At 62.2% G+C, this 22,689-nt stretch carries 21 protein-coding genes; 6 read left to right on the top strand and 15 right to left on the bottom strand.

Annotated features, from left to right (window positions below; genetic code table 11):
• Nucleotides 1-42 precede the first annotated feature (42 nt).
• The 4 genes from U4Y90_RS23055 to U4Y90_RS23040 all read right to left on the bottom strand — a co-directional run bounded on the left by U4Y90_RS23055 (nt 43) and on the right by U4Y90_RS23040 (nt 4,331).
• Nucleotides 43-1,323 (bottom strand): MFS transporter, encoded by a 1,281-nt coding sequence (locus U4Y90_RS23055; RefSeq protein ID WP_321797983.1) that lies wholly within the window; start codon nt 1,321-1,323, stop codon nt 43-45.
• 50 nt (nt 1,324-1,373) lie between these two features.
• Nucleotides 1,374-1,757, bottom strand: a complete 384-nt coding sequence (locus U4Y90_RS23050) for a hypothetical protein (protein ID WP_321797982.1) — start codon at nt 1,755-1,757, stop codon at nt 1,374-1,376.
• A 107-nt stretch (nt 1,758-1,864) separates the two neighbouring features.
• Entirely contained in the window at nt 1,865-3,001 is a 1,137-nt protein-coding gene (locus U4Y90_RS23045) for a zinc-binding dehydrogenase (protein WP_321797980.1), read from the bottom strand.
• Nucleotides 3,002-3,044: 43 nt separating this feature from the next.
• Nucleotides 3,045-4,331: an aromatic ring-hydroxylating dioxygenase subunit alpha gene (locus tag U4Y90_RS23040; RefSeq protein WP_321797979.1), complete on the bottom strand. Its 1,287-nt coding sequence runs from the start codon at nt 4,329-4,331 to the stop codon at nt 3,045-3,047.
• A gap of 189 nt (nt 4,332-4,520) precedes the next feature.
• On the opposite strand from U4Y90_RS23040, the gene U4Y90_RS23035 reads away from it, so the two are divergent.
• The gene (locus U4Y90_RS23035; RefSeq protein WP_321797978.1) at nt 4,521-4,847 is read left to right on the top strand and encodes a non-heme iron oxygenase ferredoxin subunit; all 327 of its coding nucleotides are present in this window, start codon (nt 4,521-4,523) and stop codon (nt 4,845-4,847) included.
• A gap of 36 nt (nt 4,848-4,883) precedes the next feature.
• On the opposite strand, the gene U4Y90_RS23030 is transcribed toward U4Y90_RS23035, so the two are convergent.
• The 6 genes from U4Y90_RS23030 to U4Y90_RS23005 form a co-directional block, all read right to left on the bottom strand.
• Entirely contained in the window at nt 4,884-5,801 is a 918-nt protein-coding gene (locus U4Y90_RS23030; RefSeq protein ID WP_321797977.1) for a GTP-binding protein, read from the bottom strand.
• A 12-nt stretch (nt 5,802-5,813) separates the two neighbouring features.
• On the bottom strand, nt 5,814-6,524 hold the full coding sequence (locus U4Y90_RS23025) for a class II aldolase/adducin family protein (protein WP_321797976.1): 711 nt from the start codon (nt 6,522-6,524) through the stop codon (nt 5,814-5,816).
• A 23-nt stretch (nt 6,525-6,547) separates the two neighbouring features.
• Nucleotides 6,548-7,381 carry an ABC transporter permease gene (locus tag U4Y90_RS23020; RefSeq protein WP_321797975.1) on the bottom strand — a complete coding sequence of 278 codons (834 nt, stop codon included), beginning with the start codon at nt 7,379-7,381 and terminating at the stop codon, nt 6,548-6,550.
• Complete coding sequence (locus U4Y90_RS23015; protein ID WP_321797974.1) at nt 7,378-8,202, bottom strand: ABC transporter ATP-binding protein; 825 nt, start codon at nt 8,200-8,202, stop codon at nt 7,378-7,380. The genes U4Y90_RS23020 and U4Y90_RS23015 overlap by 4 nt, the downstream gene beginning before the upstream one ends.
• A 9-nt stretch (nt 8,203-8,211) precedes the next feature.
• Nucleotides 8,212-9,252, bottom strand: coding sequence for an ABC transporter substrate-binding protein (locus U4Y90_RS23010; RefSeq protein WP_321797973.1), 1,041 nt, complete (start codon nt 9,250-9,252; stop codon nt 8,212-8,214).
• Between the two features lie 73 nt (nt 9,253-9,325).
• Nucleotides 9,326-10,462: a porin gene (locus U4Y90_RS23005; protein ID WP_321797972.1), complete on the bottom strand. Its 1,137-nt coding sequence runs from the start codon at nt 10,460-10,462 to the stop codon at nt 9,326-9,328.
• A gap of 486 nt (nt 10,463-10,948) precedes the next feature.
• Between U4Y90_RS23005 and U4Y90_RS23000 the strand changes: the two genes are divergently transcribed.
• Genes U4Y90_RS23000 through U4Y90_RS22990 form a run of 3 tightly spaced genes read left to right on the top strand, consistent with a single transcriptional unit; the run spans nt 10,949 to nt 13,883 of the window.
• On the top strand, nt 10,949-11,767 hold the full coding sequence (locus U4Y90_RS23000) for an IclR family transcriptional regulator (protein ID WP_321797971.1): 819 nt from the start codon (nt 10,949-10,951) through the stop codon (nt 11,765-11,767).
• Between the two features lie 26 nt (nt 11,768-11,793).
• Nucleotides 11,794-12,834, top strand: coding sequence for a 2Fe-2S iron-sulfur cluster-binding protein (locus U4Y90_RS22995; protein WP_321797970.1), 1,041 nt, complete (start codon nt 11,794-11,796; stop codon nt 12,832-12,834).
• 56 nt (nt 12,835-12,890) lie between these two features.
• A complete protein-coding gene (locus U4Y90_RS22990) occupies nt 12,891-13,883 on the top strand; it encodes an ABC transporter substrate-binding protein (RefSeq protein WP_321797969.1) in 993 nt (330 codons plus the stop codon).
• Between the two features lie 45 nt (nt 13,884-13,928).
• On the opposite strand, the gene U4Y90_RS22985 is transcribed toward U4Y90_RS22990, so the two are convergent.
• The 5 genes from U4Y90_RS22985 to U4Y90_RS22965 form a co-directional block, all read right to left on the bottom strand.
• Nucleotides 13,929-15,053 (bottom strand): VIT1/CCC1 transporter family protein, encoded by a 1,125-nt coding sequence (locus U4Y90_RS22985; RefSeq protein WP_321797968.1) that lies wholly within the window; start codon nt 15,051-15,053, stop codon nt 13,929-13,931.
• A gap of 116 nt (nt 15,054-15,169) precedes the next feature.
• Entirely contained in the window at nt 15,170-15,736 is a 567-nt protein-coding gene (locus U4Y90_RS22980; RefSeq protein WP_321797967.1) for a cytochrome b, read from the bottom strand.
• Nucleotides 15,737-15,828: 92 nt separating this feature from the next.
• Nucleotides 15,829-16,818, bottom strand: a complete 990-nt coding sequence (locus U4Y90_RS22975) for a PDR/VanB family oxidoreductase (protein ID WP_321797966.1) — start codon at nt 16,816-16,818, stop codon at nt 15,829-15,831.
• A gap of 46 nt (nt 16,819-16,864) precedes the next feature.
• A complete protein-coding gene (locus tag U4Y90_RS22970; protein WP_321797965.1) occupies nt 16,865-18,037 on the bottom strand; it encodes a Gfo/Idh/MocA family oxidoreductase in 1,173 nt (390 codons plus the stop codon).
• Nucleotides 18,034-18,588 carry a MarR family winged helix-turn-helix transcriptional regulator gene (locus tag U4Y90_RS22965; RefSeq protein WP_321797964.1) on the bottom strand — a complete coding sequence of 185 codons (555 nt, stop codon included), beginning with the start codon at nt 18,586-18,588 and terminating at the stop codon, nt 18,034-18,036. The genes U4Y90_RS22970 and U4Y90_RS22965 overlap by 4 nt, the downstream gene beginning before the upstream one ends.
• 300 nt (nt 18,589-18,888) lie before the next feature.
• On the opposite strand from U4Y90_RS22965, the gene U4Y90_RS22960 reads away from it, so the two are divergent.
• Nucleotides 18,889-20,127: an aromatic ring-hydroxylating dioxygenase subunit alpha gene (locus U4Y90_RS22960; protein ID WP_321797963.1), complete on the top strand. Its 1,239-nt coding sequence runs from the start codon at nt 18,889-18,891 to the stop codon at nt 20,125-20,127.
• A 264-nt stretch (nt 20,128-20,391) separates the two neighbouring features.
• Nucleotides 20,392-22,599: a tripartite tricarboxylate transporter permease gene (locus tag U4Y90_RS22955; protein ID WP_321797962.1), complete on the top strand. Its 2,208-nt coding sequence runs from the start codon at nt 20,392-20,394 to the stop codon at nt 22,597-22,599.
• Nucleotides 22,600-22,689 lie beyond the last annotated feature (90 nt).

The following is a 22,689-nucleotide window of genomic DNA, read 5'->3' as shown; positions in this document are numbered from 1 at the left end:
ACGGGATCCGGCGAATAAAAAAACCAAACCCCAAACCCCAAATCACGAATTCACCTCAACCGACCCCTCGGCCCCAACACCCGAAGCGGTGTTCAAAGCTTTGCGAGGATCCCCCTGCTCGGGATAACCATAAGGCCCGAGCCTTATGATCGAAACCACCGACAATGCAACAAGCCCGGAAAACACCCACAAAGCCAGATGATAAGAATGCGTGAGGTCATAACAAAGCCCGGAAAGGAAAATCATGATCCCCGCGCCCCATCCCCAACACGCCCACATCCCGCCGCAAACGCGGCCAAAGAGTCGCAAATCGAAGTAACGGCTCACGATAAACGTAATGATGTCGGCCTCGGCCCCGATACTCACTCCGATCATCGCGGAGGCAATCATCGCCGCATCGCCGGTCGCACCGGCCGCGAGAATGAGCACGCCGCATAGCGTCAAACCAAACGACATCGCGGCGACATACGGCGCATGCACGCGATCCATCAGATAGCCCGCGAACAGGCGTCCGACAGCGGACGCAAGCCCCGCGATGGACAGCATCGTCCCGGCCGCGCGCACGCTTTCACCGCGATCGGTCATCATCGGCACGAGTTGCGACAACAACGCGAGCAGCACGCCCGACATGCAGAAGATCGCGATGCCCAGCAAACGGAACGTGCGGTCGTGACGGAAGATCGTCCAGAGCGAAGGCAGATCGGCGTGCGCTTCGCGTGCGCGGCGCGAGATCGATTCATCGACGCCAGGCGGCATCTTCACCAGAAAGTACAGCGCGGGAATCGACAGCACGGCCATCAGCGCGGCAACACCGAGATAACCCGTGCGCCAGCCGAAATGACGGAGCAGATAGCCGGCGTATTGCGGCATCAACATCGCGCCGATAGCCGTGCCGCCGACCGTCAGGCCGAGCGCCAATCCGCGCCGATGATCGAAACGCGCGCAGACCACCTTCGCATACGGCAAAGCGTTGCTGCCCGGCGCAAAGAAGCCGACCATCGCGAACACGAGACAGAAGAGGGCGAGCGAAACGGGAATCACGCCCACGAGCGCGATCGATGCCGCAAACAGCAACAGGAACAGCATCGTCGGACGGCGCACGCCGAAGCGGTCGATCAGCGATCCGAGCACAATGGTGCCCGGTCCCATCGCGAACTCGAAGATGGTGAGGCCGAGCGATACCTGTGCGCGGCTCCAGCCATTTTCAGCGGCGATCGCCTTGATGAACGTGCCGAACATGAACGCCGATATCACGCCCGCGCCGACAGAAAGGCACAGCGCGCCGCCGACGACGGTCCACCATCGATTGATGTCTTGCTTCAAAGCCTCGTCTCCTGCAGGTCCGCGCGAACACGCACGGACAATTTCGTTTTTCATGCGCCGAGCGCGGCGAGCAGATCTTCCAGATAGCCCGCGCTCACGGGAAGAATCAGCATCGTGCAATGAGGGCGCAACAGTTCGGCGGTGCCAGCGCGCTTGTTGTCGTCGTCGGAAGGGCCGATCACGCCCGATACCGTCACGCCGCGGCTGCGATAGGCCTTTGCCGCAACCGCGCCCGCTTGCGCATCGTCGCCTTCGCGACCCGCGATCACGACCAGGTCCGGCGCGCCGAGCCACGCATCCAGCGCGGACGTGTTCGCATCGACGCTGCGCAGGATGCTCGCCGCGTCCGCGCCCTCGGTCTGCAGCAATGCGGCCAGCTCGCTTGCACGCACGAACTGGACATCGGTGTGCGCGCGTTCGGTGCATCTTCTCACCTCCGCATCGTCATCCGTAAGCGCAATGACCCTGATGCGGCGGGGCGCGGAATTCGTCGAACGGACCCTGAAGCGCACCTCCGAGGGCGCGCGATGGCCTGGCATCGTCACTTCCATGGATCGATCGTCATGTGAATCGCGCCTTCGACGCCATTGCCCTGCAAGGTGCGCAGTGCGAGATCGGTGTCGTTCAGGCCGAAAGTGTGAGTGCTCATCTGCGTGACATCATGACGATTCGCGGCGATGAGTTGCAGCGCGAGCTCGACCGACTGATAGCTATGTCCGCGCATGCCTTTCAACGTGAGAAAACGCGCGATGATCATGTCGCTATTGAATTCGGGAATCGGCACGCGCTTCTGGCCACCGAGCACGATGGTGCCACGCTTGCGTGCGAGCTGGATCGCCGACGTGACCGTGGCCGGGCCGCCCGATGCGCAATCGATGACGAGATCGGCCATCGCCCCGCCGGTCAGATCGGCGACGCGTTCGAGCACGTCTTCCTGATCGACCTCGATGGTGTGATCCGCGCCGAGACGCTTCGCGAGTTCGAGACGTTCGCGATCGGTTTTCGTCGATAGCCCCGTCACGATGATTTTGGCCGCACCCGCTTCACGCGCCGCGACGATGCACGATAGCCCCTGCTGTCCCGGTCCCTGAATCACGACCGCCTGACCCGGCCCCGCGCCGCCTTGCAGATAGGCCCATTCGATGCCGTTGCCAAGCGGCAGCGCGAGCGCCGCATGTTTCGGCGCGACGTTCGACGGCACGCGATGGAACACGGTGTTCAACTGCAAGTACTGGTATTGGCTGAAACCGCCCCAGAAACCCGGTGCCGTGCGCAAGCCCGTCGCGCCGTATCGAAGGCCGTTCAGACGCCAGTCGGTGGCATCGCAAAGACGGAACTCGTTCGACAGACAGTACTCGCAATGGCCGCACGGCACGTACTCCTCGAGCGCGACGTAATCGCCTTCTTTCAGGCCCCAGCGTGCGCGCGCGAGTTCGCCTGCTTCTTCGATATGCCCGACTGTTTCGTGCCCGAGAATCAGGGGGCCCCGGCTTTGCGGCAATTGACGATAGTAAGGACCGTCGCTGCCGCAGACACCCGTGATCGCGACGCGCAAGAGTCCCGTCGATGAGGTGATGCCCGGCCTTTCGAACGTCTGAATCTCCGTGCGCGACGGCTCGACCGCAACCGCGGCCTTGAATGTGCGCGAGCCTTCGCCGTATCCGTGTATTTCGTTCATGCGTGAATGGCGCGTGGTGCATCACCAACCGCGCGCGTCCTCGTCAGATAGTGGTGTGGGCCTTGCCCGCTTCTGCATGAAGCGCATCGTGCGCGCCTTCCTTGAAGGGCTTTTCGCGATGCAGGACGATCGCGACCGAGCGAACCTTCTGCGATTCCGGATCCCGTCCTGGCGGCTCGATGCCTTTCTCCGCGAGCGCCCGCGCTGCCTTCATCAAGCGATGACGCACCATGATGATGCCGTTGTCCGTCGACACCAGATTCTCGCGCGTGCGGTCCTGAATCGGCCCCATGCTCTCCTGAAGCGATGCATCCTGCATCGCGATGCCTTCCACGCCGCTATACGTGACGCCGGCCTTCTGTGCGGCGCGGTCCATCAGATAGTTATTGGTCTTGTTCTGCAGCGGAATATACGTGCCCGGGATGTAACGCACGTGAATGCCCTTGCCGTCCTTCATCGCCTGCACTTCGGCTTCGGTGAGATCGCGCGTCGGGTGATAGTCGAAGCTCCAGGCCCAGCAGTTTTCATCGTCGATGGGCACCCAGAAATGGCCATGAACCGGATGATCGCCGCGCGGCGGGACCATCGTGAAGCAGGGCATGACCCACGGCGTGATGCGCCAGTAGTACTGGTCGTCCTCGGCGTTGCGGCGCGCGCCAATGAAGAGGCCGCCATCCGATTCCACCACTTCGAACACCGGGCTCAGATCGGAGAGATTGTATTGATTGCCGCGCGAGCCCTTGAACAGCGGGTCCGTGTTGAGGCTGCCGCTATGCAGGAACGACACGTGGCTCGAATCGACGCCGCCTTCGAGCGCCTGTAGCCAGTTGCATTCCTGCAGCCGTTTGCTCATGAACGACTGGCTCTGCGGCACGGTCGAGAATTCGAATGCGGGCAGCGGCGGTTGTTCGTCTTTCGGTCCCATGTAGACCCAGACCACGCCGCCTTGCTCGACGAGCGGATACGACTTCAGCTTGATCTTGTTGCAGTAGCCGCTCGCGGCGGGCTCCGACGGCACGTCGATGCACTGGCCGTTCACATCGTATTTCCAGCCGTGATACGGACAGCGGATGCCGCCTTCCTCATTGCGGCCGAACCAGAGCGAAACACCGCGATGCGCGCAGAACTCGTCGATGAGACCAAGCTTGCCTTCCGAATCGCGGAACGCGAGCATGCGCTCCGACAGCAGTTGCAGGCGCACCGGTTCGCCGCCCGGCTCCGCCACTTCCTCGGAAAGCAGCGCGGGCAGCCAGAAGCGACGGAACAACTCGCCCATCGGCGTGCCGGGGCCGGTTTGCGTGACCAGATCGTTTTGCTCTTTTCTCAACATAGTGCTTGCCTCAGGGTGTGCGCTCGTCGTTCGACGGGTGTTCGTATGGACCTTTCGCTCGGGTCGCTTTTCGCGATTCTGTTTCCGATGTTGTTTTCGGTGTGTTCCGTATAAAGGAACGCTGTTCATCAAACAGGAACAAAGTTATCATTTGCCCCATCTCATGTCAAACGGAGAAGGAGATAACCGATGCATCAAGCTTGCGCATTTGCCCGTCTTTGCAAAGCCGGCGACGTCGCCGATGGTCAGGCCATCAAGGTCGAGAAGAACGGCCTCACGCTGGCCGTGTTCAACATTCGGGGCGAGTACTTCGTCACCAACGACACCTGTACGCACGGGCCGGGCTCGTTGTCGGAGGGCTATATCGACGGCGAAGTGGTGGAGTGCGATTTCCACAACGGTTCGTTCAACATCAAGACGGGCGAGGTCGTCGCGCCGCCCTGCATGATTCCGCTCAAGACCTATAAGACGCGTGTCGAAGATGGCGAGGTGACCATCGAGATCGACGGCGAATGAAACCGTCGCCGTGGCGCGTGCGTTCGGCGTGCGCGCTTAGCGTGATGTCCTGGTGTTCACGATCAGCGTCAGACCGCTCTTCACCGCTTGCGCAAGAGATTCGGTGATCCGCGCGCGCGCATCGCCGCGCGTGAATTGCACGACGGCGCACGAGTCCCGATTCTTCAGCCGAACGATTCCCTTCAGCCTCAACAGCGATTCGCCATGGCTCGCCTTGATCTCAAGAACCTGCGCGTGCAGTGCATCGATATCGGGTGCTTCGTCGATGGCGATGAAACGCGTCATCGCATCGTGTGAATGCGGACGTGAGAAGGGCGGCGCAACGGTGCTTTCGATGCCTGGCGCCGGTTGAGCGAGAAGCGAAAGCGCATCCCGCAACCCGAAGCTCGCATTCGCCGAATGCGCGATGCGCGCGCCGCGCAATGTCGCGTGGACGGGGACGAGATCTTCGTCGCTCGCGAGATCCGTCTTGGTGAGGATCACAGCGTCCGCGCCTTTGAGTTGCGCGCGCGCCTCAGTGAAGCGCGCGAGCGTAACGAGCGCATCGGGTGCGGCAAGCGTCGTGAACGTGCCTGCGATCCGATAGCGCTCCCTGACGAACGCATTCAGGCTCAGCGACGCGATGAGTGGCCCCGGGTCCGCGAGGCCGGTCGTTTCGATGACGACCATCTCGAAGCGCGCGATGCTGCGATGGAGCCGCGCCCAGAACAGATGCTCCAGCGCTTCGTTGAGCGCGGGCAGGCCGCTGCAACAAACGCACGCATCGGCGAGCAGCATCGATGCATCGCCCGAGAATCCGAGCGTCGCGTGATCGATGCCGACCTCGCCGATTTCATTGACGATGAGCGCGGCGTCGCTAAAGGGCGCTTCCTTCAGCCAGCGCGCGAGCAGCGTGGATTTGCCGCTGCCGAGAAAGCCGGTCACCACATAGACCGGTATGCGTTCACGATACATTCGACACGACACTCAGTCGCGGGCGCCGAGCTTGCCCGCATGATAGTCCCAGACCTTCTGCAGCAGATTCGGCTTCCACAGATTGCGTTGAATGACGGCGATTTGTTCGGCATCGAGCATGGCCGGTTCGCCGAGCTGGCTCGCGAGATACTGGCGATGCGCGTTCTCCTCCAGATAGAACGCGAGCACGAACGCTTCGAGTATGCTCGACGCCGCGATCACCGAACCATGCGACTTCAGCATCGCCACACGATGCGATCCGAGCGTATCCGCAAGCTCCTCGCCGAGTTCCTTGCGATTGATCGACGCGGTCTTCGGAAAGCGTCGAATCTCGCCGAGCACGGCAGCCTGCATGATGACGGGCTGGACCGGCTTGCCCGTCATGCTGAAGAGCGTCGACCATAACGGATGCGCGTGAATCACCGAGCCGACATCCGGCCGCTTGCGATATATCTCTGAGTGAATGTGGAACTCCATCGGCGGGAGGGCATCGCCTTCGATCAGATTGCCGTCGAAATCGATGATGACGATATCCGCCGCCGTGAGCGCGCTGCGCACCGACGCGCCGGAGTTGATCAGCATGCGGTCCTGGCCGGGCACGCGCCAGCTCGCGTGCCCGTTGAAGTCGATCACTTCGGCGCGTTCGAGCATGAGAATCGCATCGGCCAGCATGCGCTTCTGGCCGGTGTGGCTGTCGGTTTGAATCGTTGCGGTCGAATTCATGACGTGACGTAATGATGGCGTGCTCAACGCGACGACTTCCACGGAATCAGCTTGCGCTCGAGTTCGGTCAGCACGACCGAGATGATGTAGCCGAGCGCGGCGATCACGAGCAAGCCCACATACATCTGCTCTACGGAAAGCAGTTCCCACGCGTTCCAGATCATGTAGCCGAGGCCGCTCTTCGAGCCGATCATTTCCGCAATCGCGATCAGCATGAGACCGAGGCCGATGCCGAGCTTGATGCCGCTCATGATGTGCGGCACGGCGCCCGGCAGCGCGATCGTGCGAAACACCTGCCAGCGGCTCGCGCGGAAATTGCGGCCCACGTCGAGATAGATCTTGTTGATTTCGAGCACGCCCGTCGCGGTATTGATAAGCACGGGAAAGAACACGCCGATTGCGACCATCACGATCTTCGAGGCTTCGCCAAGACCGCAGATCAGGAGCAGCAGCGGAAAGATCGCGCTCTTGGGCACCGGATAGGTCGCCGCGATGAGCGGATCGAACACCGCGCGCAGCGGCCGCGAAAGCCCGATCGCGACGCCGAGCATCAGCGCCGGAATGCCGCCCGCGAGCGTGCCCCAGAAGAGGCGTTGCAGCGTGGCCCATGTGTTGTCCCAGAGCGAACCATCGTTGACGAGCGCGATGAACGTGCCGAACACTTTCGACGGCGCGGGGAAAAAGCGTTCATCGATGACGCCCGTCTCCGCGAGAATCTGCCAGACGATCAGAAGCGCGATCGGCGATGCAATGCTGATCATGCGGTCACGGTTGTTGCCCGAGAACCAGCGCTTGAGCCGGGAAGGAGAGGACTTGTATTGCATCGCAGGTGCGGTGAGTTTTTGCGCGGTTTTCATGCGTGAATCTCGCCAAGGTCGCGTGAGCGGGCGCGCTGAACTTCATCGCGCAGTTGCCCCCAGATGGAATAGACGAACTCGCCGTACTCCGGGCGCGAACGCAGTTCGAGCACCGAGCGTGGACGTTCGAAAGGCACATCGACGATCTGTTTCGCCGTGCCCGGTTGCGCCGTCATGATCATCACGCGATCGCCGAGCGTGACCGCTTCATCGACGCTGTGCGTGATGAAGAGCACCGTCTTGCGCGTCTCTTCCCAGATGCGCAGCAGTTCTTCCTGCAACAGGAGCTTGTTCTGTTCGTCGAGTGCGGAGAAGGGTTCGTCCATCAGCAGAATGTCGGGATCGTTCGCGAACGCGCGCGCGATCGACACGCGCTGGCGCATGCCGCCCGACAGTTGATGCGGATAAGCCTTCGCAAAGCGCGTGAGACCCGTGCGGCTCAGATAATGTCCGACGACTTCGCGGATCTGCGCCTTCGGCACGCCGCGCAACGTGAGACCGTAGGCGGCGTTGTCCCACACGGTCATCCAGGGAAAGAGAGAGTCGCCCTGGAAGACCATCGAGTTGCCCGGACGTTGCTCGTCGGGCGCGCTGATCTCGACGATGCCGCTCGTCGGGTCTTCGAGATTCGCGAGTATGCGCAGCAACGTGGATTTGCCGCAGCCGCTTGGGCCCACGATCATGAAGAAGCAGCCGGTCGGAATATCGAGCGACATGTTGTCGAGCGCGTTCACGACGCCGCCGCCCGATTGAAACGACTTGGTCAGATTGCGCAGGCGGACCTTGACGGGCGCATCTTCGGAAAGTGAGAGAATCGACATGCCGGCTCCTTACTTGATCGGTTTGTACGGGCCGAGTGCCTTCACGGCGCTTTCCGCAAACGACGTGTCGAGCACTTGCGCGACCGTCACATTGCCCTTCACGACGCCTTCGCTCTTGAAGAACGCGAGATCGTTCTCCAGGCTGACGACGTTGAGCTTGCCGTCCGGATTCGTGCCCTGCGGCACGATCGTCCGATAGATGCCGGGGTCCTTGATCGGCGTGTATTCGGTGAGGATCGAGATCACCTCGGGTGCATTCGGGCCCGCGAGCTTGCCGTTCACGAGCGCGTTGTTGTAGTCGCGCACCGCGCGGATATAGGCGCGCATGAAGGCCTTCGCCGCATCCGGACGATCCTTGATGAAGCCCGTCGAATAGAGCACGACCGCGAGTTGATGGTTCGGATAGATTTGATCGTCGCCGATCACGCGCACGGCCGCGCCGCGCTTCACGGCTTCGGTGGCCGAGGGCTCGGTGGTAAGCGCCGCATCGACGGCCTTGTTCTGCAGCGCCATCACGTGCTGCGGAAACGACAGATAGATGCGCTCGACATCGCTCGTCTTGAGGCCAGCCTTCTTGAGCGCCTCGTTCATCGTCGAGGTCGATGCGCTGCCTGTTGCGCTGCCCGCGACCTTCATGCCCTTCAGATCGGCGAGCGACTTGTAGCGGCCGTTCGCGACGAGATCGGCGCGCACGAGCAGCGGCTGATAGCCGTAGCCCGGCGGCGTCGATCCTTTATCCGCGACGATCTTGATGCCGATGCCGCGCACGACCGCGTTGTACAGACCAGCGGACGGCGATCCGCCGGCGACGTCGAGTTGTCCTGCGCCGAGCGGCGCGACCATCTTCGCGCCGGAGTCGAACGGAATGAACTTCGCGTCGAGCCCTTCCTGACGGAAGTAGCCCTTCTTCTCGGCGATAAAGAACGCCACGTCGCTGCTCGCGTTGGCGATGCCGACGCGCACTGTCGTCAGATCGGCGGCGCGTGCGGCTCCCGACCCCGACACGATGCACGCGACGAGCGCCGCGCCCAATACCCTGACTCCTTTCACTGCTGGTCTCCTTGATCGGACATCCGTGACGCATGGCCCGATGAGGCGCCGCGCCGTGTCGATGCAAACGTGTTTAGAAGCGATGACGCAACGAGAGCTTGACCGCCACCTGGTTCGGCGTGGTGGATTGCCCGAGCGAGCCGATCGCCGCGACGGCGGGCTTGCCCGTCGAATCGATACCCGATGCGTGCTGCCATACGCCGACGAGGTTCAGGTCGGTGCGCTTCGAGATGAAATAGTCGGGCCCGAAATCCACCTGCTCGTACTTCGCCGATTCCGCCTTCGTGTAGTCGAAAGAAGCGGCGATCTGCAAGGTCGGAATCACGAACCAGCGTGCGTTGATTTCATAGCTGTTGAACGTGGCCTTGCCGGTGTTCGGCGTGGTCGGCGTGCGGAGAATGTCGTTGAAGCGCGTGTTCGTATAGACGAAGCCGATCTTGCCCGCGCCGAAGCTATAGGAAATGCCCGCACCGAAGATCTCCACCGAATTCGCCGACGCGTAGCCGCTATACACAGGGCTCTTGCCCGGCGACGTGTAACCTGGCTGCCCGGGATTCACCGTGCCGTCGTAGGCGGAGACCGACGGGTTGTTCACGTTGTCGTAGGCGATCGCCGCGGTGATCGGGCCATTCGCGTATGACGCGGCGAGCGTATAGATGCGGTTCGATGCGAAGTTGCCCGCGACGCCGCCCGGCGCGAAGATGCCCGACAGACGCAGACCGTACAGGTTCGGCGACATGTACTTCACTGCATTGTTGACGCGGAAGTTCGAGTTGAGGTTGTCGAAGTCGCCCGGGTGCGTGCCGACCCATGCCCACAGCGAAGTCGCGGCGATTTCGCCGATCCATTCGGTCATCGGATCGTATTGGCGGCCGAGCGTCACTGTGCCGTACGGGCTCGACAGACCGACGAACGCTTGCCGTCCGAACTCGCGTCCGCCTTGCAGCAGCTTGCCGTTGGAAGTATCGAATCCGTTCTCGAGCGTGAAAATCGCCTTCATGCCGCCGCCAAGATCTTCAGAACCGCGCAGACCCCAGCGGCTGCCGTTCGTCTGACCCGTCACCGTCTCGATGTTCGAATGGCCCGACTGGTTGTTGATATAGACCAGACCGGCGTCGAGCAGACCGTATAACGTCACCGAGCTTTGAGCATGCGCCACGCCGGCGCCGGCCAGCATGGGAAGTGCGAGAAACAACGCTGTCTTTTTCATGGGGTCTCCGTCCCTTGATTCATAGTGATGCCGGTTGCTGTCGAACCGGGATGCTTTGCTGCGGAATCTTTTAATACCGTCGTTCTTTTAATTCGGATGACTAAGCGTGGATGTGTCTTGCGTGCTTTTCGAAGCGCTTTGTTTTATACGAATGTTCGGTTACTTCCGCGGCGCCGCGCGTAGCGATGGCGTTGGCGTGACGTGGCCGGAGAAAATCGGGGACGGCTATTTTGTTCCTCTATACAGAACGATGGTCTGCTAAAATGGGACGATCTGAGTTTCTCTTTGTTTAGGTCCCTAAGTCAAGCGGAACGAAAGCTAGTCAGGGTTATTCCGCATCGGTTACGGACTTGGCCGTCCGGAATTCGAACGATCCGTTGTTTTTTTATCGCGCGGCAAGGGCCTCCTTCGAAGCGAGCTGTCGATACAGTGTGTTCTCCTATACGGAACGCTATTCCAATTATGTATTTCGTGGGGTATATTTTGATGAAATCGGATGCAACGCAGGTCGAAGCAGGCAAGGCGCAGGAAAAAGAGGAAGGGCCGCAGCGTCTGTCGTCGGTTACGGCGGCGCTTCAGTTGTTGAAGGTGTTCTCGGAGCATGAGCCGGAGTTGGGCATCAGCGTGCTCGCGAAGCGCATGGGTATCGCGAAGAGCACGGCGCACAGACTCGCGAGCGCGTTGCTGGCCGAGGGCATGCTGGAGCAGAACGCGGACAACGGACGCTATCGCCTGGGCATTCAATTGTTCACGCTGGGTGCGCTCGTGCGGCGGCGTTTCGATGTGGCGAAGCAGGCCGTTCCGTTTCTGCACGTGTTGCGCGAGCACACCGACGAAACCGTGCATCTTGCGGTGCTGGACGATACGAGCATCGTGTATCTGTTCAACCTCGAAAGCGATCAGGCGATCCGCATGCGTTCGTATATCGGCGTGCGCAAGCCCGCGTTCTGCACCGCCGAAGGTCATGTGCTGCTCGCGTCGCGCACGCCCGATGTGATCTCGCGCGTGCTGAAAGAAGGACTCGCCGCGCGCACGCCGAAGACGAATACGGATACGCAGGTGTTTCTGAAGACGCTGGAGGCCGCGCGCCGCGAAGGCTATTCGATCGACGACGAAGAGTCGGAAGTCGGAATGCGCGGCATCGCGGCGCCCGTGCGCGATATCACGGGCAACGTGGTGGCGGCCGTCGGCATCGGCGGGCCGGCGCAACGGCTCACGAAAAAGGCGCTGCGCGCGGCGGTGCCGCACTTGCTTACCGCGGCCGAAGGCATTTCCGCAACCCTCGGATACCACAGGCCGCTATGAAATAACTCTTGAAATAAGGTGGATTCATGCATCCGGACGGCCACGCTCATCGCATCACGCTCGCAGCATCCGATCAGACGTACGAATGCGAGGCCGGCGATGTGATGCTGCGCTCGGCCTTGCGCGCGGGCATCGCGTTTCCATACGAATGCAACGTGGGCGCGTGCGGCAACTGCAAGTTCGAATTGATCGAAGGTGAAGTCGAAGTCGCGTGGCCCGACGCGCCCGGCTGGACCGCGAAGGATCGCGAGCGTCGCCGCTATCTCGGTTGCCAGAGCGCGCCGCGCGGCGATTGCACGATCAAGATGCGTCCGTCCGCGCATTACGCGCCGAAGCATGCACCGCGAAAAGTGCGCGGCACGTTGACCGAGCGCCGGGCGATTACGCACGACATCGAGGAGTTCCGCTTCGAGTTGTCCGATGGCATGCGCTTCGAGCCGGGCCAGTATGCATTGCTGACGCTGCCCGGCGTGCAAGGTCAGCGCGCGTATTCGATGAGTAATATCGCCGGCGGTATCGATGCGCCGCGCGAGTTGCACTTTCAGGTTCGCCGCGTGCCGAACGGGCAGGGCACGGGCGTGCTCTTCGATACGCTCGATGTCGGCGCTTGCATCGATATCGACGGGCCGTATGGCATGGCTTATCTGCGCCGCGACGTGAAGCGCGACATTCTGTGTATCGCGGGCGGCTCCGGTCTCGCGCCGATGATCTCGATCGCACGCGGTGTCGCCGCCGAATCGGCGCTCGACGACGTCAAGCTGCACTTCCTCTATGGCGGCCGCACGCCGCGCGACGTATGCGGTCGCGACATGCTCGAAGAGCTGCCGGGATGGGCCGAGCGCCTGCATTTCCAGGCCGCCGTATCCGATGTCGCGCCCGATAGCGAAACTGCGTGGGACGGTCATGTCGGCTTCGTTCACACGGTTGCCGAAACGCTCTTCGGCGAGAACCTGCGCGACATGGAGATCTATTTCGCCGGTCCGCCCGCAATGGGTGCGGCGATCCAGCGCGCGCTCGTCGCATTGAAGGTGCCGTTCGAGCAGGTCCACTTCGACCAGTTCTATTGATGAGCGCCGCCACGTTGCGTATCGCATGAATTACCACACGCTGCCAGGAGCAGAACTTGTCCAAGCTCAGACTTACTTTCGGATGCTGGAATTACGACCGCACACGCGCATTGATGGACGGCAGCGTGCAGCCGGACGGCATCGATCTCAACTATCTGAACATGCCCGTGGAAGAGACATTCTTCCGCATGTTGCGTCATCACGAGTTCGATGCATCGGAGATGTCGCTGTCGTCGTACACGATGTCGTGCTTTCGCGAGCCGCGTCCGTTCATCGCGATTCCGGTGTTTCCGTCGCGCTTCTTCCGTCACTCGTGCATCTACGTGAACGCGGATTCGGGCATCGACAAGCCTGAGGATCTCATCGGCAAGCGCATCGGCAATCCGGAGTATCAGATGACCGCGCCCGTGTGGATTCGCGGAATTCTCTCCGACCATTACGGCGTGCCCGTCGATAGCGTCACGTATTACACCGGCGGCGAGGAAGAACCGAATCGACCCGAGAAGCTGAAGCTCGATCTCCCTTCGAACATTCGCGTCCAACAGATCGGTCCGGACAAGACGCTGTCGCAGATGCTGCTCGATGGCGAGATCGACGCGCTCTACACCGCGCGCATGCCTTCGTCGTATGTGAACGGCAAGGGGCGCGTCAGGCGCTTGTTCGAAAACCATATCGACGTGGAGCGTCAGTACTTCCGCGACACGAAGATGTTCCCCATCATGCATACCGTCGTGCTGAAGCGCGAAGTATATGAAGCGAATCGCTGGGCCGCGCAATCGCTCTACAAGGCGCTGATCGAATCGCAGCGCCGCACCTATGCGGATCTCAACGAAACGGCTGCGCTCAAGTCGATGCTGCCGTGGCTGAATGCGCACGTCGAAGAAACGCGCAAGGAAATGGGCGACGATTTCTGGCCTTATGGTCTCGACAGGAATCGCGAAAACTTGCGCACCTTCCTGCGCTATTCGTACGAGCAAGGCTTGTCGAAGCGCTTGCTCGAGCCGGAAGAAATCTTCGCGCCGGAAACGTTCGAGTCGTTCAAGATCTGACGCATGAACAGGCCGCGCCGCGCGCCTCACTGCGCGGCGTAGCCGTCACGAAAGTGACACGCCCAGCAATTTGCCGATGCCATATGTGCTCGCCGCCGCGACCATGCCGATCAGCACCTGGCGCACGGCGGAAAAGATCGCACCACGTCCATTGAACAGCGACGTGAATACGCCGATGCCCGCGAGCCCGAGTCCGCTCAAGACGATGCATTGCACGATGCCAGCCGCGCCGCTCGCCCATAGAAACGCGATTGCCGGAATGATCGCGCCCACGGCGAACAACGTGAACGATGCGAGCGCGGCCGTCCACGGATTGCCGCCGAGTTCGCGCGGATCGAGGCCGAGCTCTTCGCGCGTCAGCGTATCGAGCGCCTTGTCCTTGTCGCGCATGATCTGGGCGGCGACGCGCCTGGCTTCCGCGGCATCGATGCCCTTCGCCTGATAGATGAGCGCGAGCTCGTGACGCTCCGCATCGGGCATGTGATCGAGTTCGTCCTTTTCTTTCGCGATTTGCGTGCGTGCGAGTTCGCGCGCGTTCGTCACCGAGAGCCACTCTCCGAGCGCCATGGATGCCGCGCCCGCGATCAGCCCCGCGAACGCGGTGAGAAGCACCGTCCTGCTGTTGCTGCCCGCCCCCGCCACGCCCATGATGAGACAGAAATTCGACACGAGGCCGTCGTTCGCGCCGAGCACGGCGGCGCGCAAATCGTTGCCCGACGCTACGCCGCGATGCCACGTTTCCGCGGCTGCGATTGCGCCGCCCTTGCTCAAGCCTTTGCTGCGATTGGCCACTTCCTGCACGATATCCGCGTGTTGCCGCTCCTCCGCCGACAACTGTGCGGCATCGGGTTGCCCGGCGTATTTGTCGCGATCGGCCATTTCGTTCGCGGCGACCGAGCGCAACACGAAATCCGGTCCGAATGCCCGTGCTAGCGAGCGCATGATCCGCGTCTTCGCACTGATGCGATGCGTTCGGACGGACACGCCGTTCGCGCGCAATTTCGCGGCCCATATGTCGGCGTGACGGCGTTCGGCTTCGGCCAGCTCCGCATAGACGCGCCGCTTGTCTTCCTGCTTCTCGGCCTGCGCGAGCGTGTCGTAGAGAGCGGCGCTGTCGAGTTCGTCGGCGAGGTTGGAGGTATAGCGCTTGAGCTCGGTCTGGGACGCCATGACGTCACCTTTTATCGTTCGTCTCGTTGTTTGAAGAGTAAAGACGAACGACAGGTCACGTCGCGAATACCCCTACGACACGCGATGAGTGAGAATGGAATCGCGTCTCATCGTCGTCATTGTTTAGATGCGGCGGCTTTGCGATGAGCGGGCAGCATGCGCGCCAGTATTCCGTCGCGCAAGACGAATTGATGGAACAGCGCCGCGCCGACATGCAGGCCGACGAGCGCGAGCAATACCCATGCGAAGACGCGATGCCAGTCGCCGAGCGCATGTCCGACGGGCGATCCGGCAGGCGACAGCGGCGGCATCGGCATGGCGGCGAACAGCGTGACGGGCCAGTCGCGCGACGAGGCATTGGCCCAGCCCATCAACGGGACCGCGATCAGCAATAGATAAAGCAGCCAGTGCGTGTATCGCCCGAGCGCGCGTAATGCTTGCGGCAGGCTTTCGGGCTCGGGCGGCGCGGGGTGCACGCTGCGCCAGAGAAGCCGCACCAGTACGAGCAGAACGATGACCACGCCGACTTCGAGGTGCCACGCGATCAAACCGATGGGTTGCGTGTCGCGATGCACGTCCGGCATCGTCCAGGCGAGCGCATATTGAATGAGCAGCAGCAGCGCGGTGGCCCAGTGAAAGAGCCGCGCAGGCGCGTTGTAGACGGACGCGGGGGTATATCGCATGAACTATTTCCCGGTGATAAGAGGCTTGGCGGTGCAAACGCGTACCAAAACCTCAATCATCGGATAGAAAACTTAGGCGAGCCTTATGGCGATCAGATGTCGAGCACCAATTCATTCGAGCACGCGCGCGACACGCAGATCATGATCTCCGACGCCTGCTCGTCTTCATCGAGCACGAAGTCGCGATGATCGGCCTCGCCCGCGAGCAGTCGCGTTCTGCATGAACCGCAGGTGCCTGCCTCGCAGGAACTCGGCGTGTCGATGCCGTTTGCGCGCAATGCATCGAGGATCGTTTCGCCCGGCGCAACGCTCACGCAGCCGCCCGTGCGCGCGAGTCGTACGGTGAACGGCTTGTCGCCCGATGCGCTTTCATGCGCGCTCGTGCCGAAGTCCTCGAAATGGACGGCGGAAGAGGGCCAGTGCGAAGCGGCGTCGCGTACCGCCTGCATCAAGGGACGCGGGCCGCAACAATAAATGTGCGTGTCGCCGGGACGTTCGGCGACGAGGGGCTCGATTGCGAGAGATTGTGCGCGATCGCCGAAATCGTGATGCACGCGTACCCGCGAGGCGAAGTCGCCCGTCTGGAGTTCGTCGAGAAATGCGGTCGATTCGGGCGAACGCGTGCAGTAGATCACGTCGAAATGCGCGCCGCGCGCCGCGATCTCCGCCATCATCGCGCGCATCGGCGTGATGCCGATGCCGCCCGCGATCAACAGATAACGCGATGCATCGGGCGAAAGCGGGAAGTAGTTCAATGGCGACGAGACATCGAGCGTCGCGCCGACATGAACGTCGCGAGCCATGCTGAGCGATCCGCCACCGCCCGCCGCATCGCGCTTCACGGCGATCAGGTAGCGCTCGCGTTCGGCCGGATCGTTGCAAAGGGAATAACGCCGTGCGATGCCCGCTGGCGTGTGCACCAGCACATGTGCGCCGGCAGTGAAGGGCGGCAGCGTGCCGCTGCTTTCGTCGCGCAGTTCGAACAGGAAGATGTCTTGCGCGATTTCGCGCTTGTCCGCCACAGTGAGTGCGAGCGTGCCGTCGATGGTTTCGATTCGATCAGTGATGCTAAATGTATTCATGATTCTCATGCGGAGCTATTTGCCGCCTCACGGTTCGATCAGGACGTCACGCGTTTGCCGCGAGCGCGACCTGATGCTCAAGAAGAACTTCTTCGCCACGTTCGGACGATGCAATCGCCGCCGCGCAGACTTCGAGATTCGCCAGTCCCCACTTGCCGTCGTGAATGGCGCGATGGCGTCCGCTGATGGCATCGTGGAATTCGCGCATCACGCGCTCGCGCGGCGATACATCCGTCGGCAATTCGATTTCGCGCTTGCCGTCGCGCGTGTAGACGAGCAGTCCCTTCGGTGACTGGCGCATCTCGCCGCGCTCGCAACTGACGAGCGTGAGCCCGAAGAACGGTTGATTCGGCGCGCTCGCGGGAATCGCGTTGTGCGCGCGCTCGGCCTTGGCGCGCAATTCGTCTTCGATGCTCGCAGGCTTTGCGATCGCGCGCGATTGCGCGGGAAAGCCCCATTCGCCGACATCGAAGCACAACTCGGCGCTCGCGAATCGGCCATAGCCGTTGTAGACCGCGGTGGCGGCGGCGCCATCGTCGAATTCGATGAACACCGTATGCGCGCCGATCGCGCGGCGCTCGGGATCCCAGTCGAACGTCCTCGCGCGCACGCTGCGCGCGGCGCCGCCGGCGAGCAGACGAATGATGTCGAACTGGTGCGAGCCCTGACGCAAGGTCACGCCGCCGCCTTGCGACGCGTCGAGTTCGTCGGGGCGGCGCGGGCGGTAGATCCAGTCCGTGAAGCACCACGTATGCACCATGCGCACGCGGCCGAGTTCGCCCGAATCGATGAGCGCGCGCATCGCGTGAATCGGCTCGTCGTAGCTGTGCGAGTGTCCGACGATGAGCACGATGCCTGCCGCATCGGCAGCCATGACCATCGCGCGGGCATCGTCGAGATGGGCGGCCATCGGCTTTTCGACCAGCACGTGCTTGCCCGCGCGCGCGGCAAGCTCGACATGCGCGCGATGCAGTGTCGTCGGCGACGCGACATACACGGCATCGAGCGCGCCGTGTGCGATGAGCGTGTCGATGCCCTCGTAAGCCGTGACGCCGAATTCCTGCGCGCCTCGTTCGCGCACCGATGCGGAAGGATCGGCGAAGCCTGCGAATACGAAGCCCGGATGCTTTTCGATGGCGGGCACGAATGCCCGTCCCGCCGTTCCGAAACCGACGATGCCGATGCGCACTTCTTTCGCTGCGTCGCTTGCGTTCGTCACAGTGAATCCTCGCTTGCATCGCCGTTGGCCGAATCGCGGCCGTTCTTCGGCGCCGCGACTTCGTCAGCGGCCAGGTTTTCGATCATCGCGAGCAGCGTGCGCCGCGTTGCCGCGATGTCTTCCGGTGCGATGCCCGCAAGCGCGATGCGGTTCACGTCGATCGCGTAGGGCACGAGTACGCTGCGCAACGCGACGCCCTTCGGCGTGAGAAAGACGCGCACCTGCTTGCGATTGTCGGGCAGCTTCTGGCGCGTGAGATAGCCGAGTGTCTCCATGGTCTTCAATGCGGAGAACGTGGTCGGCTCCGCGACGCCCGCCTGTTCGCTCAATTGCCGCTGCGTGAGGCCGTCGGTCTGCCACAGGATGCGCAGAAAGGTCCAGTGCCCATAGAGCACCGAATGCTCCTTCAGACGCGCCTGCAAGGAACGCGAAAAGCCGCGTGCCGCATCCTTCACGAGATGCGCCATGCGCTCTTCAGGCAGCGCCTCACGCCAATGTTTGAGCGTGCCCGGCTGCGGCTCGCGTGGAATTTTTTGCTCGCGCTTGTTCATCCTCTCACCTGTTTGCGGCATGCATGCGTGCCCTTTTTCATAAACTTAGTTAACTAAGTTAAATTTGTCAATGACTCTATTCTCAGGGTGAATCCGGATCCAGTGCCTCCGCTTCGATTGCGGCGGAAAAGGACCTTCATATAGCAACATCCCCTCATATGCGGATTTCGAGGGCGCTGAGAAACCCACCTAGTACTTTCCATTATTTTTAAGTTAGGTACCTAAGCATAGTATGAGTTTCAAGGCTGGCGGCATGACGGTGCCTCCGGCGCGCTTCTTCCACCATACTGGAATCGACTCATGCTCACGGCAGAACAAAACGAAACCATGACGCGCATCGGGCCCGGCACGCCGATGGGCAAGCTGTTGCGTCGCTATTGGCAACCCTTTGCAGCGGCATCGGAACTCGACGACAAGTGGACGAAACGTGTACGTCTGCTCGGCGAGGATCTCGTGCTGTTTCGGGACCGGCAGGGAAGGCGCGGCTTGATCGCGGAGCAATGTCCGCACCGGCGCGCGTCGTTCGCGCACGGCATTCCCACGGAGCAGGGCATTCGCTGTCCCTATCATGGCTGGGAGTTTAGCGCAGAGGGCAAGTGTCTCGATCAGCCGAACGAGCCGGACAATTGCGCTTTCCGCGACAAGGTCGCGACGGATGCGTACCCCGTCGAGGAACTCGGCGGGGTGCTGTTCGCGTATATGGGACCGCAGCCGCGTCCTTTGTTGCCTCGCTTCGACGGCTTCGTCGCGCCGGGCGCGATCCGCATGATGGGCCGCGCGCTGTTGCCGGTGAACTGGCTTCAGATCATGGAAAATTCGGTCGATCCTATTCATACGGAATGGCTGCATGGCCATCACTATGAATTCCAGAAGGAACAGGAAGGCGTCAAGGTGGCGATCAGCGCGAAGCACGAGAAGATCGCCTTCAACGAGTTCGAGTTCGGCGTGACCAAGCACCGCCTCCTCGCGGGACATTCGGAGGACTCGGACGACTGGCGCATCGGCCATCCGATCGTGTTTCCGAACATGCTGGCGGTCGGCAACGGCGACGAGGCTTCGCGCTACTACTCGTTCCAGATTCGCGTGCCGGTCGATGACGAGCACACGCTGCACCTCTGGTACAACGCCTACCTCCCGCCGAAGGGCATCGACGTGCCCGCGCGTCTGACCGATCGCCTGCATACCTACGACGTGCCGTTCAAGGACGATGACGGCGAGTTCATCGTCGATAACGTCGACGGGCAGGACATGATGGCCTGGATCACGCAGGGCGCGATTGCGGACCGCACGCGCGAGAATCTCGGCGCATCCGATCAGGGTCTCGCGATCTACCGCCGCATGCTTCGCCGCGAGATGAAGAAGGTCGAAGCGGGCGAGGACCCGATGGGCCTCGTGCGCGATCCCGTGCGCAATCAGTGCATCGACTTGCCGAACGAGCGCAAGAAGCATCACAACAGCGACGGCTTCTCGAGCTTCATGCTGCGCACGCACGCAAAGTATTCGCCGATCGCGCAGGATCTGGTCCGCATCTTCGAATAGAGGGTCCGGGCCCGCGCACGCCGCGCCCGCGCGTTGGATGCAAAACGCATAACGCAAAAGACAATCGCGAATGCGTAATGCAAAACACAGCATGCGATCTCGCGCGCAGCGCGGCGACGAGAAGTTCGACTGACGGTTCGATTACAAACGCCCCGCCACGCAGCCGGGCGACTACCGGAGACTTGAGATGCGACCCACATGCACGCGCTCGCGCTGTCACGGCCTCGATCGTGCCGCCGGCCGGGCTCACCGGGAGGTGCGCTGATGCTCGACGCCGCTCTCCATGCGCTGACCCTGATCCTCGATCCGCTGCGGCTCGGGATCATGCTGGGCGGCGTACTGCTCGGGCTCGCGCTCGGCGTCGTGCCGGGCCTGGGCGGTATCGTCGGGCTCGCGCTGCTCATTCCGTTCACCTATCACCTCGATGGCTACACGGCGTTCGCGCTGCTGCTCGGAATGGCCGCGGTGACGACCGTGTCCGACTTCATTCCTGCCGTGCTGTTCGGCGTGCCCGGCACGGTGGGCGCCGCCGCAACCGTGCTCGACGGTCATCCGCTCGCGAAGCAGGGCCATGCGCGGCGCGCGTTCGGCGCGGGCTATGCGGCATCGCTCGCGGGCGGCATTTTCGGCGCGCTGCTGCTCGCGCTCGCGATTCCGGTGTTGCGTCTGATCGTCCTCTACATCGGCTCGGCCGAGCTGCTCGCGATGTGCATCTTCGGTCTTTCGATGGTCGCGACGCTCTCGGGCAAGGCGCCGATGAAGGGTCTCGCCGTCGCATCGTTCGGTCTGATGCTCTCGCTGATCGGCTCCGATCCGCAAACGGGCACCCTGCGCTGGACATTTGGCACTTTGTATTTATGGGACCATTTGCCTATCGTGCCGGTCACGCTCGGCATCTTCGCACTGCCCGAACTCGCGGACATGGCGATCGAGCGCACCGGCATCGCGCGCGAGCGTCCGCACTCCGGCGTGCGCGCGAGCACGCAATGGGACGGCGTGATGGATGCAGCACGCCACTGGTGGCTCATTCTGCGTTGCAGCGGGCTGGGCGCGCTGCTCGGCGCGGTGCCGGGCATCGGCTCGGCCGTGATCGACTGGATGGCATACGGTCACGCCATTCGCACCGAGAAGAACGCGGAGAACTTCGGCAAGGGCGATATCCGCGGCGTGATTGCATCGGAAAGCTCGAACAACGCGAAGGAGGGCGGTCATCTGATTCCGACCGTCGCGTTCGGCATGCCGGCTGGCGCATCGATGGCGCTGCTGCTGTCCGCCTTCATCATGCACGGCTTCACGCCCGGCCCCGAGATGCTCACCAAGCATCTCGACGTGACATACACGATCATCTGGACACTGACCATCTCGCACATCATGGGCGCGGTGATCTGTCTCTCGGGCAGCAGCATGTTCTCGCGGCTCGCGACGGTGCGCGTCGGCATCCTGATTCCGCTCGTCATCGCGATCGTCTATCTCGGCGCATTCAACGCGAGCCAGAGCTGGGGCGACCTGTGTTCGCTCGTCTTGTTCGGCGTGGCAGGCTGGATCATGAAGCGCCTGAACTGGCCGCGGCCACCGCTCATTCTGGGCCTCGTGCTCGGCAGCATCTTCGAGCGCTATTACTTCATTTCGCACGAGATCTACGGCATCGGTCTGTTCGCGCGCCCGGTCGTGATCGTGATATTGCTCGCTGCGCTGTGGGTCGTGCTCGGCCCGACGATCAAAGGATTGCGCCAGACCCTGCGGGCGCGTACGCAATCGCCTTCGCTTGTCGCTGGCCCTTCGTTCAAACTGCGTCTGCGTGGCTTCGACTGGCAGATCGTCTTCACCCTGGTGCTTACCGCGCTCGTGATCGTCGCGATGACGGTCGCGCGCGACTGGGCCTTCGCAGCGCGGCTCATGCCGATGACGAGCGCATGCGCCGCACTCGTGTTTTGCTGCATCGTGCTGATCGAGCAGTTGTTCACGCGTGATGGAGTCGCGACCGAGACGGCAGCGCCGCCTTCGTTCGAAGCCTCCGCTCCGATGGGCGAATTCGCGATGGCGGGTGCGGGTGCGCATTTCAGTGAACCGTCCGTCAACGCGGATGCGCAATCCAACGTCATCGCAAAGGCCGATGCGACCGCAACAGCAGGCGCAAGCTTCGGCGCGCACGGCGACCCTTCATTGCACGATAGCCTCGCATCGTCGCTCGACACGCGAACCATCTATGTGCGCGGCGTGCGCTTCTTCGGATGGGTCGCCGGCGCGCTCGCCACGGCGGCCGTGATCGGCCTGTTGCCCGCGCTGCTGATCTTCATGCTGCTCGTCGCACGCTTCGAGTTCGGCGAGCGCTGGCGCACATCGGCGATCTTGTCGATCGCGATGAGCATCGCGTTGTGGCTCGTATTCGGCCGCATTTTTTCGACGCCCTGGCCGCAATCGCTGATCGGCGACTGGTTGCCGGCGCTGCGTCAACTCGGCGGTCTCGTTTGATCACGTTCGCAATCAAAAGACGCCGGCGGCGAGCACATATCGGCTAGCCGGTCATAACTGGTGGAGACAAGCTCATGAACGATCGACTCT

Origin of the sequence: Caballeronia sp. J97, from assembly GCF_905220305.1 — a bacterium.
Lineage (GTDB): Bacteria > Pseudomonadota > Gammaproteobacteria > Burkholderiales > Burkholderiaceae > Caballeronia.
This window is presented reverse-complemented; position numbering and strand designations above follow the sequence as displayed.

Coding starts and splice junctions, on each gene's coding strand:
- U4Y90_RS23045 (WP_321797980.1), bottom strand. CDS start 3,001: ATGAACGAAATACACGGATACGGCGAAGGCTCGCGCACATTCAAGGCC.
- U4Y90_RS23040 (WP_321797979.1), bottom strand. CDS start 4,331: ATGTTGAGAAAAGAGCAAAACGATCTGGTCACGCAAACCGGCCCCGGC.
- U4Y90_RS23035 (WP_321797978.1), top strand. CDS start 4,521: ATGCATCAAGCTTGCGCATTTGCCCGTCTTTGCAAAGCCGGCGACGTC.
- U4Y90_RS23030 (WP_321797977.1), bottom strand. CDS start 5,801: ATGTATCGTGAACGCATACCGGTCTATGTGGTGACCGGCTTTCTCGGC.
- U4Y90_RS23025 (WP_321797976.1), bottom strand. CDS start 6,524: ATGAATTCGACCGCAACGATTCAAACCGACAGCCACACCGGCCAGAAG.
- U4Y90_RS23020 (WP_321797975.1), bottom strand. CDS start 7,381: ATGAAAACCGCGCAAAAACTCACCGCACCTGCGATGCAATACAAGTCC.
- U4Y90_RS23015 (WP_321797974.1), bottom strand. CDS start 8,202: ATGTCGATTCTCTCACTTTCCGAAGATGCGCCCGTCAAGGTCCGCCTG.
- U4Y90_RS23005 (WP_321797972.1), bottom strand. CDS start 10,462: ATGAAAAAGACAGCGTTGTTTCTCGCACTTCCCATGCTGGCCGGCGCC.
- U4Y90_RS23000 (WP_321797971.1), top strand. CDS start 10,949: ATGAAATCGGATGCAACGCAGGTCGAAGCAGGCAAGGCGCAGGAAAAA.
- U4Y90_RS22995 (WP_321797970.1), top strand. CDS start 11,794: ATGCATCCGGACGGCCACGCTCATCGCATCACGCTCGCAGCATCCGAT.
- U4Y90_RS22985 (WP_321797968.1), bottom strand. CDS start 15,053: ATGGCGTCCCAGACCGAGCTCAAGCGCTATACCTCCAACCTCGCCGAC.
- U4Y90_RS22980 (WP_321797967.1), bottom strand. CDS start 15,736: ATGCGATATACCCCCGCGTCCGTCTACAACGCGCCTGCGCGGCTCTTT.
- U4Y90_RS22975 (WP_321797966.1), bottom strand. CDS start 16,818: ATGAATACATTTAGCATCACTGATCGAATCGAAACCATCGACGGCACG.
- U4Y90_RS22965 (WP_321797964.1), bottom strand. CDS start 18,588: ATGAACAAGCGCGAGCAAAAAATTCCACGCGAGCCGCAGCCGGGCACG.
- U4Y90_RS22960 (WP_321797963.1), top strand. CDS start 18,889: ATGCTCACGGCAGAACAAAACGAAACCATGACGCGCATCGGGCCCGGC.
- U4Y90_RS22955 (WP_321797962.1), top strand. CDS start 20,392: ATGCTCGACGCCGCTCTCCATGCGCTGACCCTGATCCTCGATCCGCTG.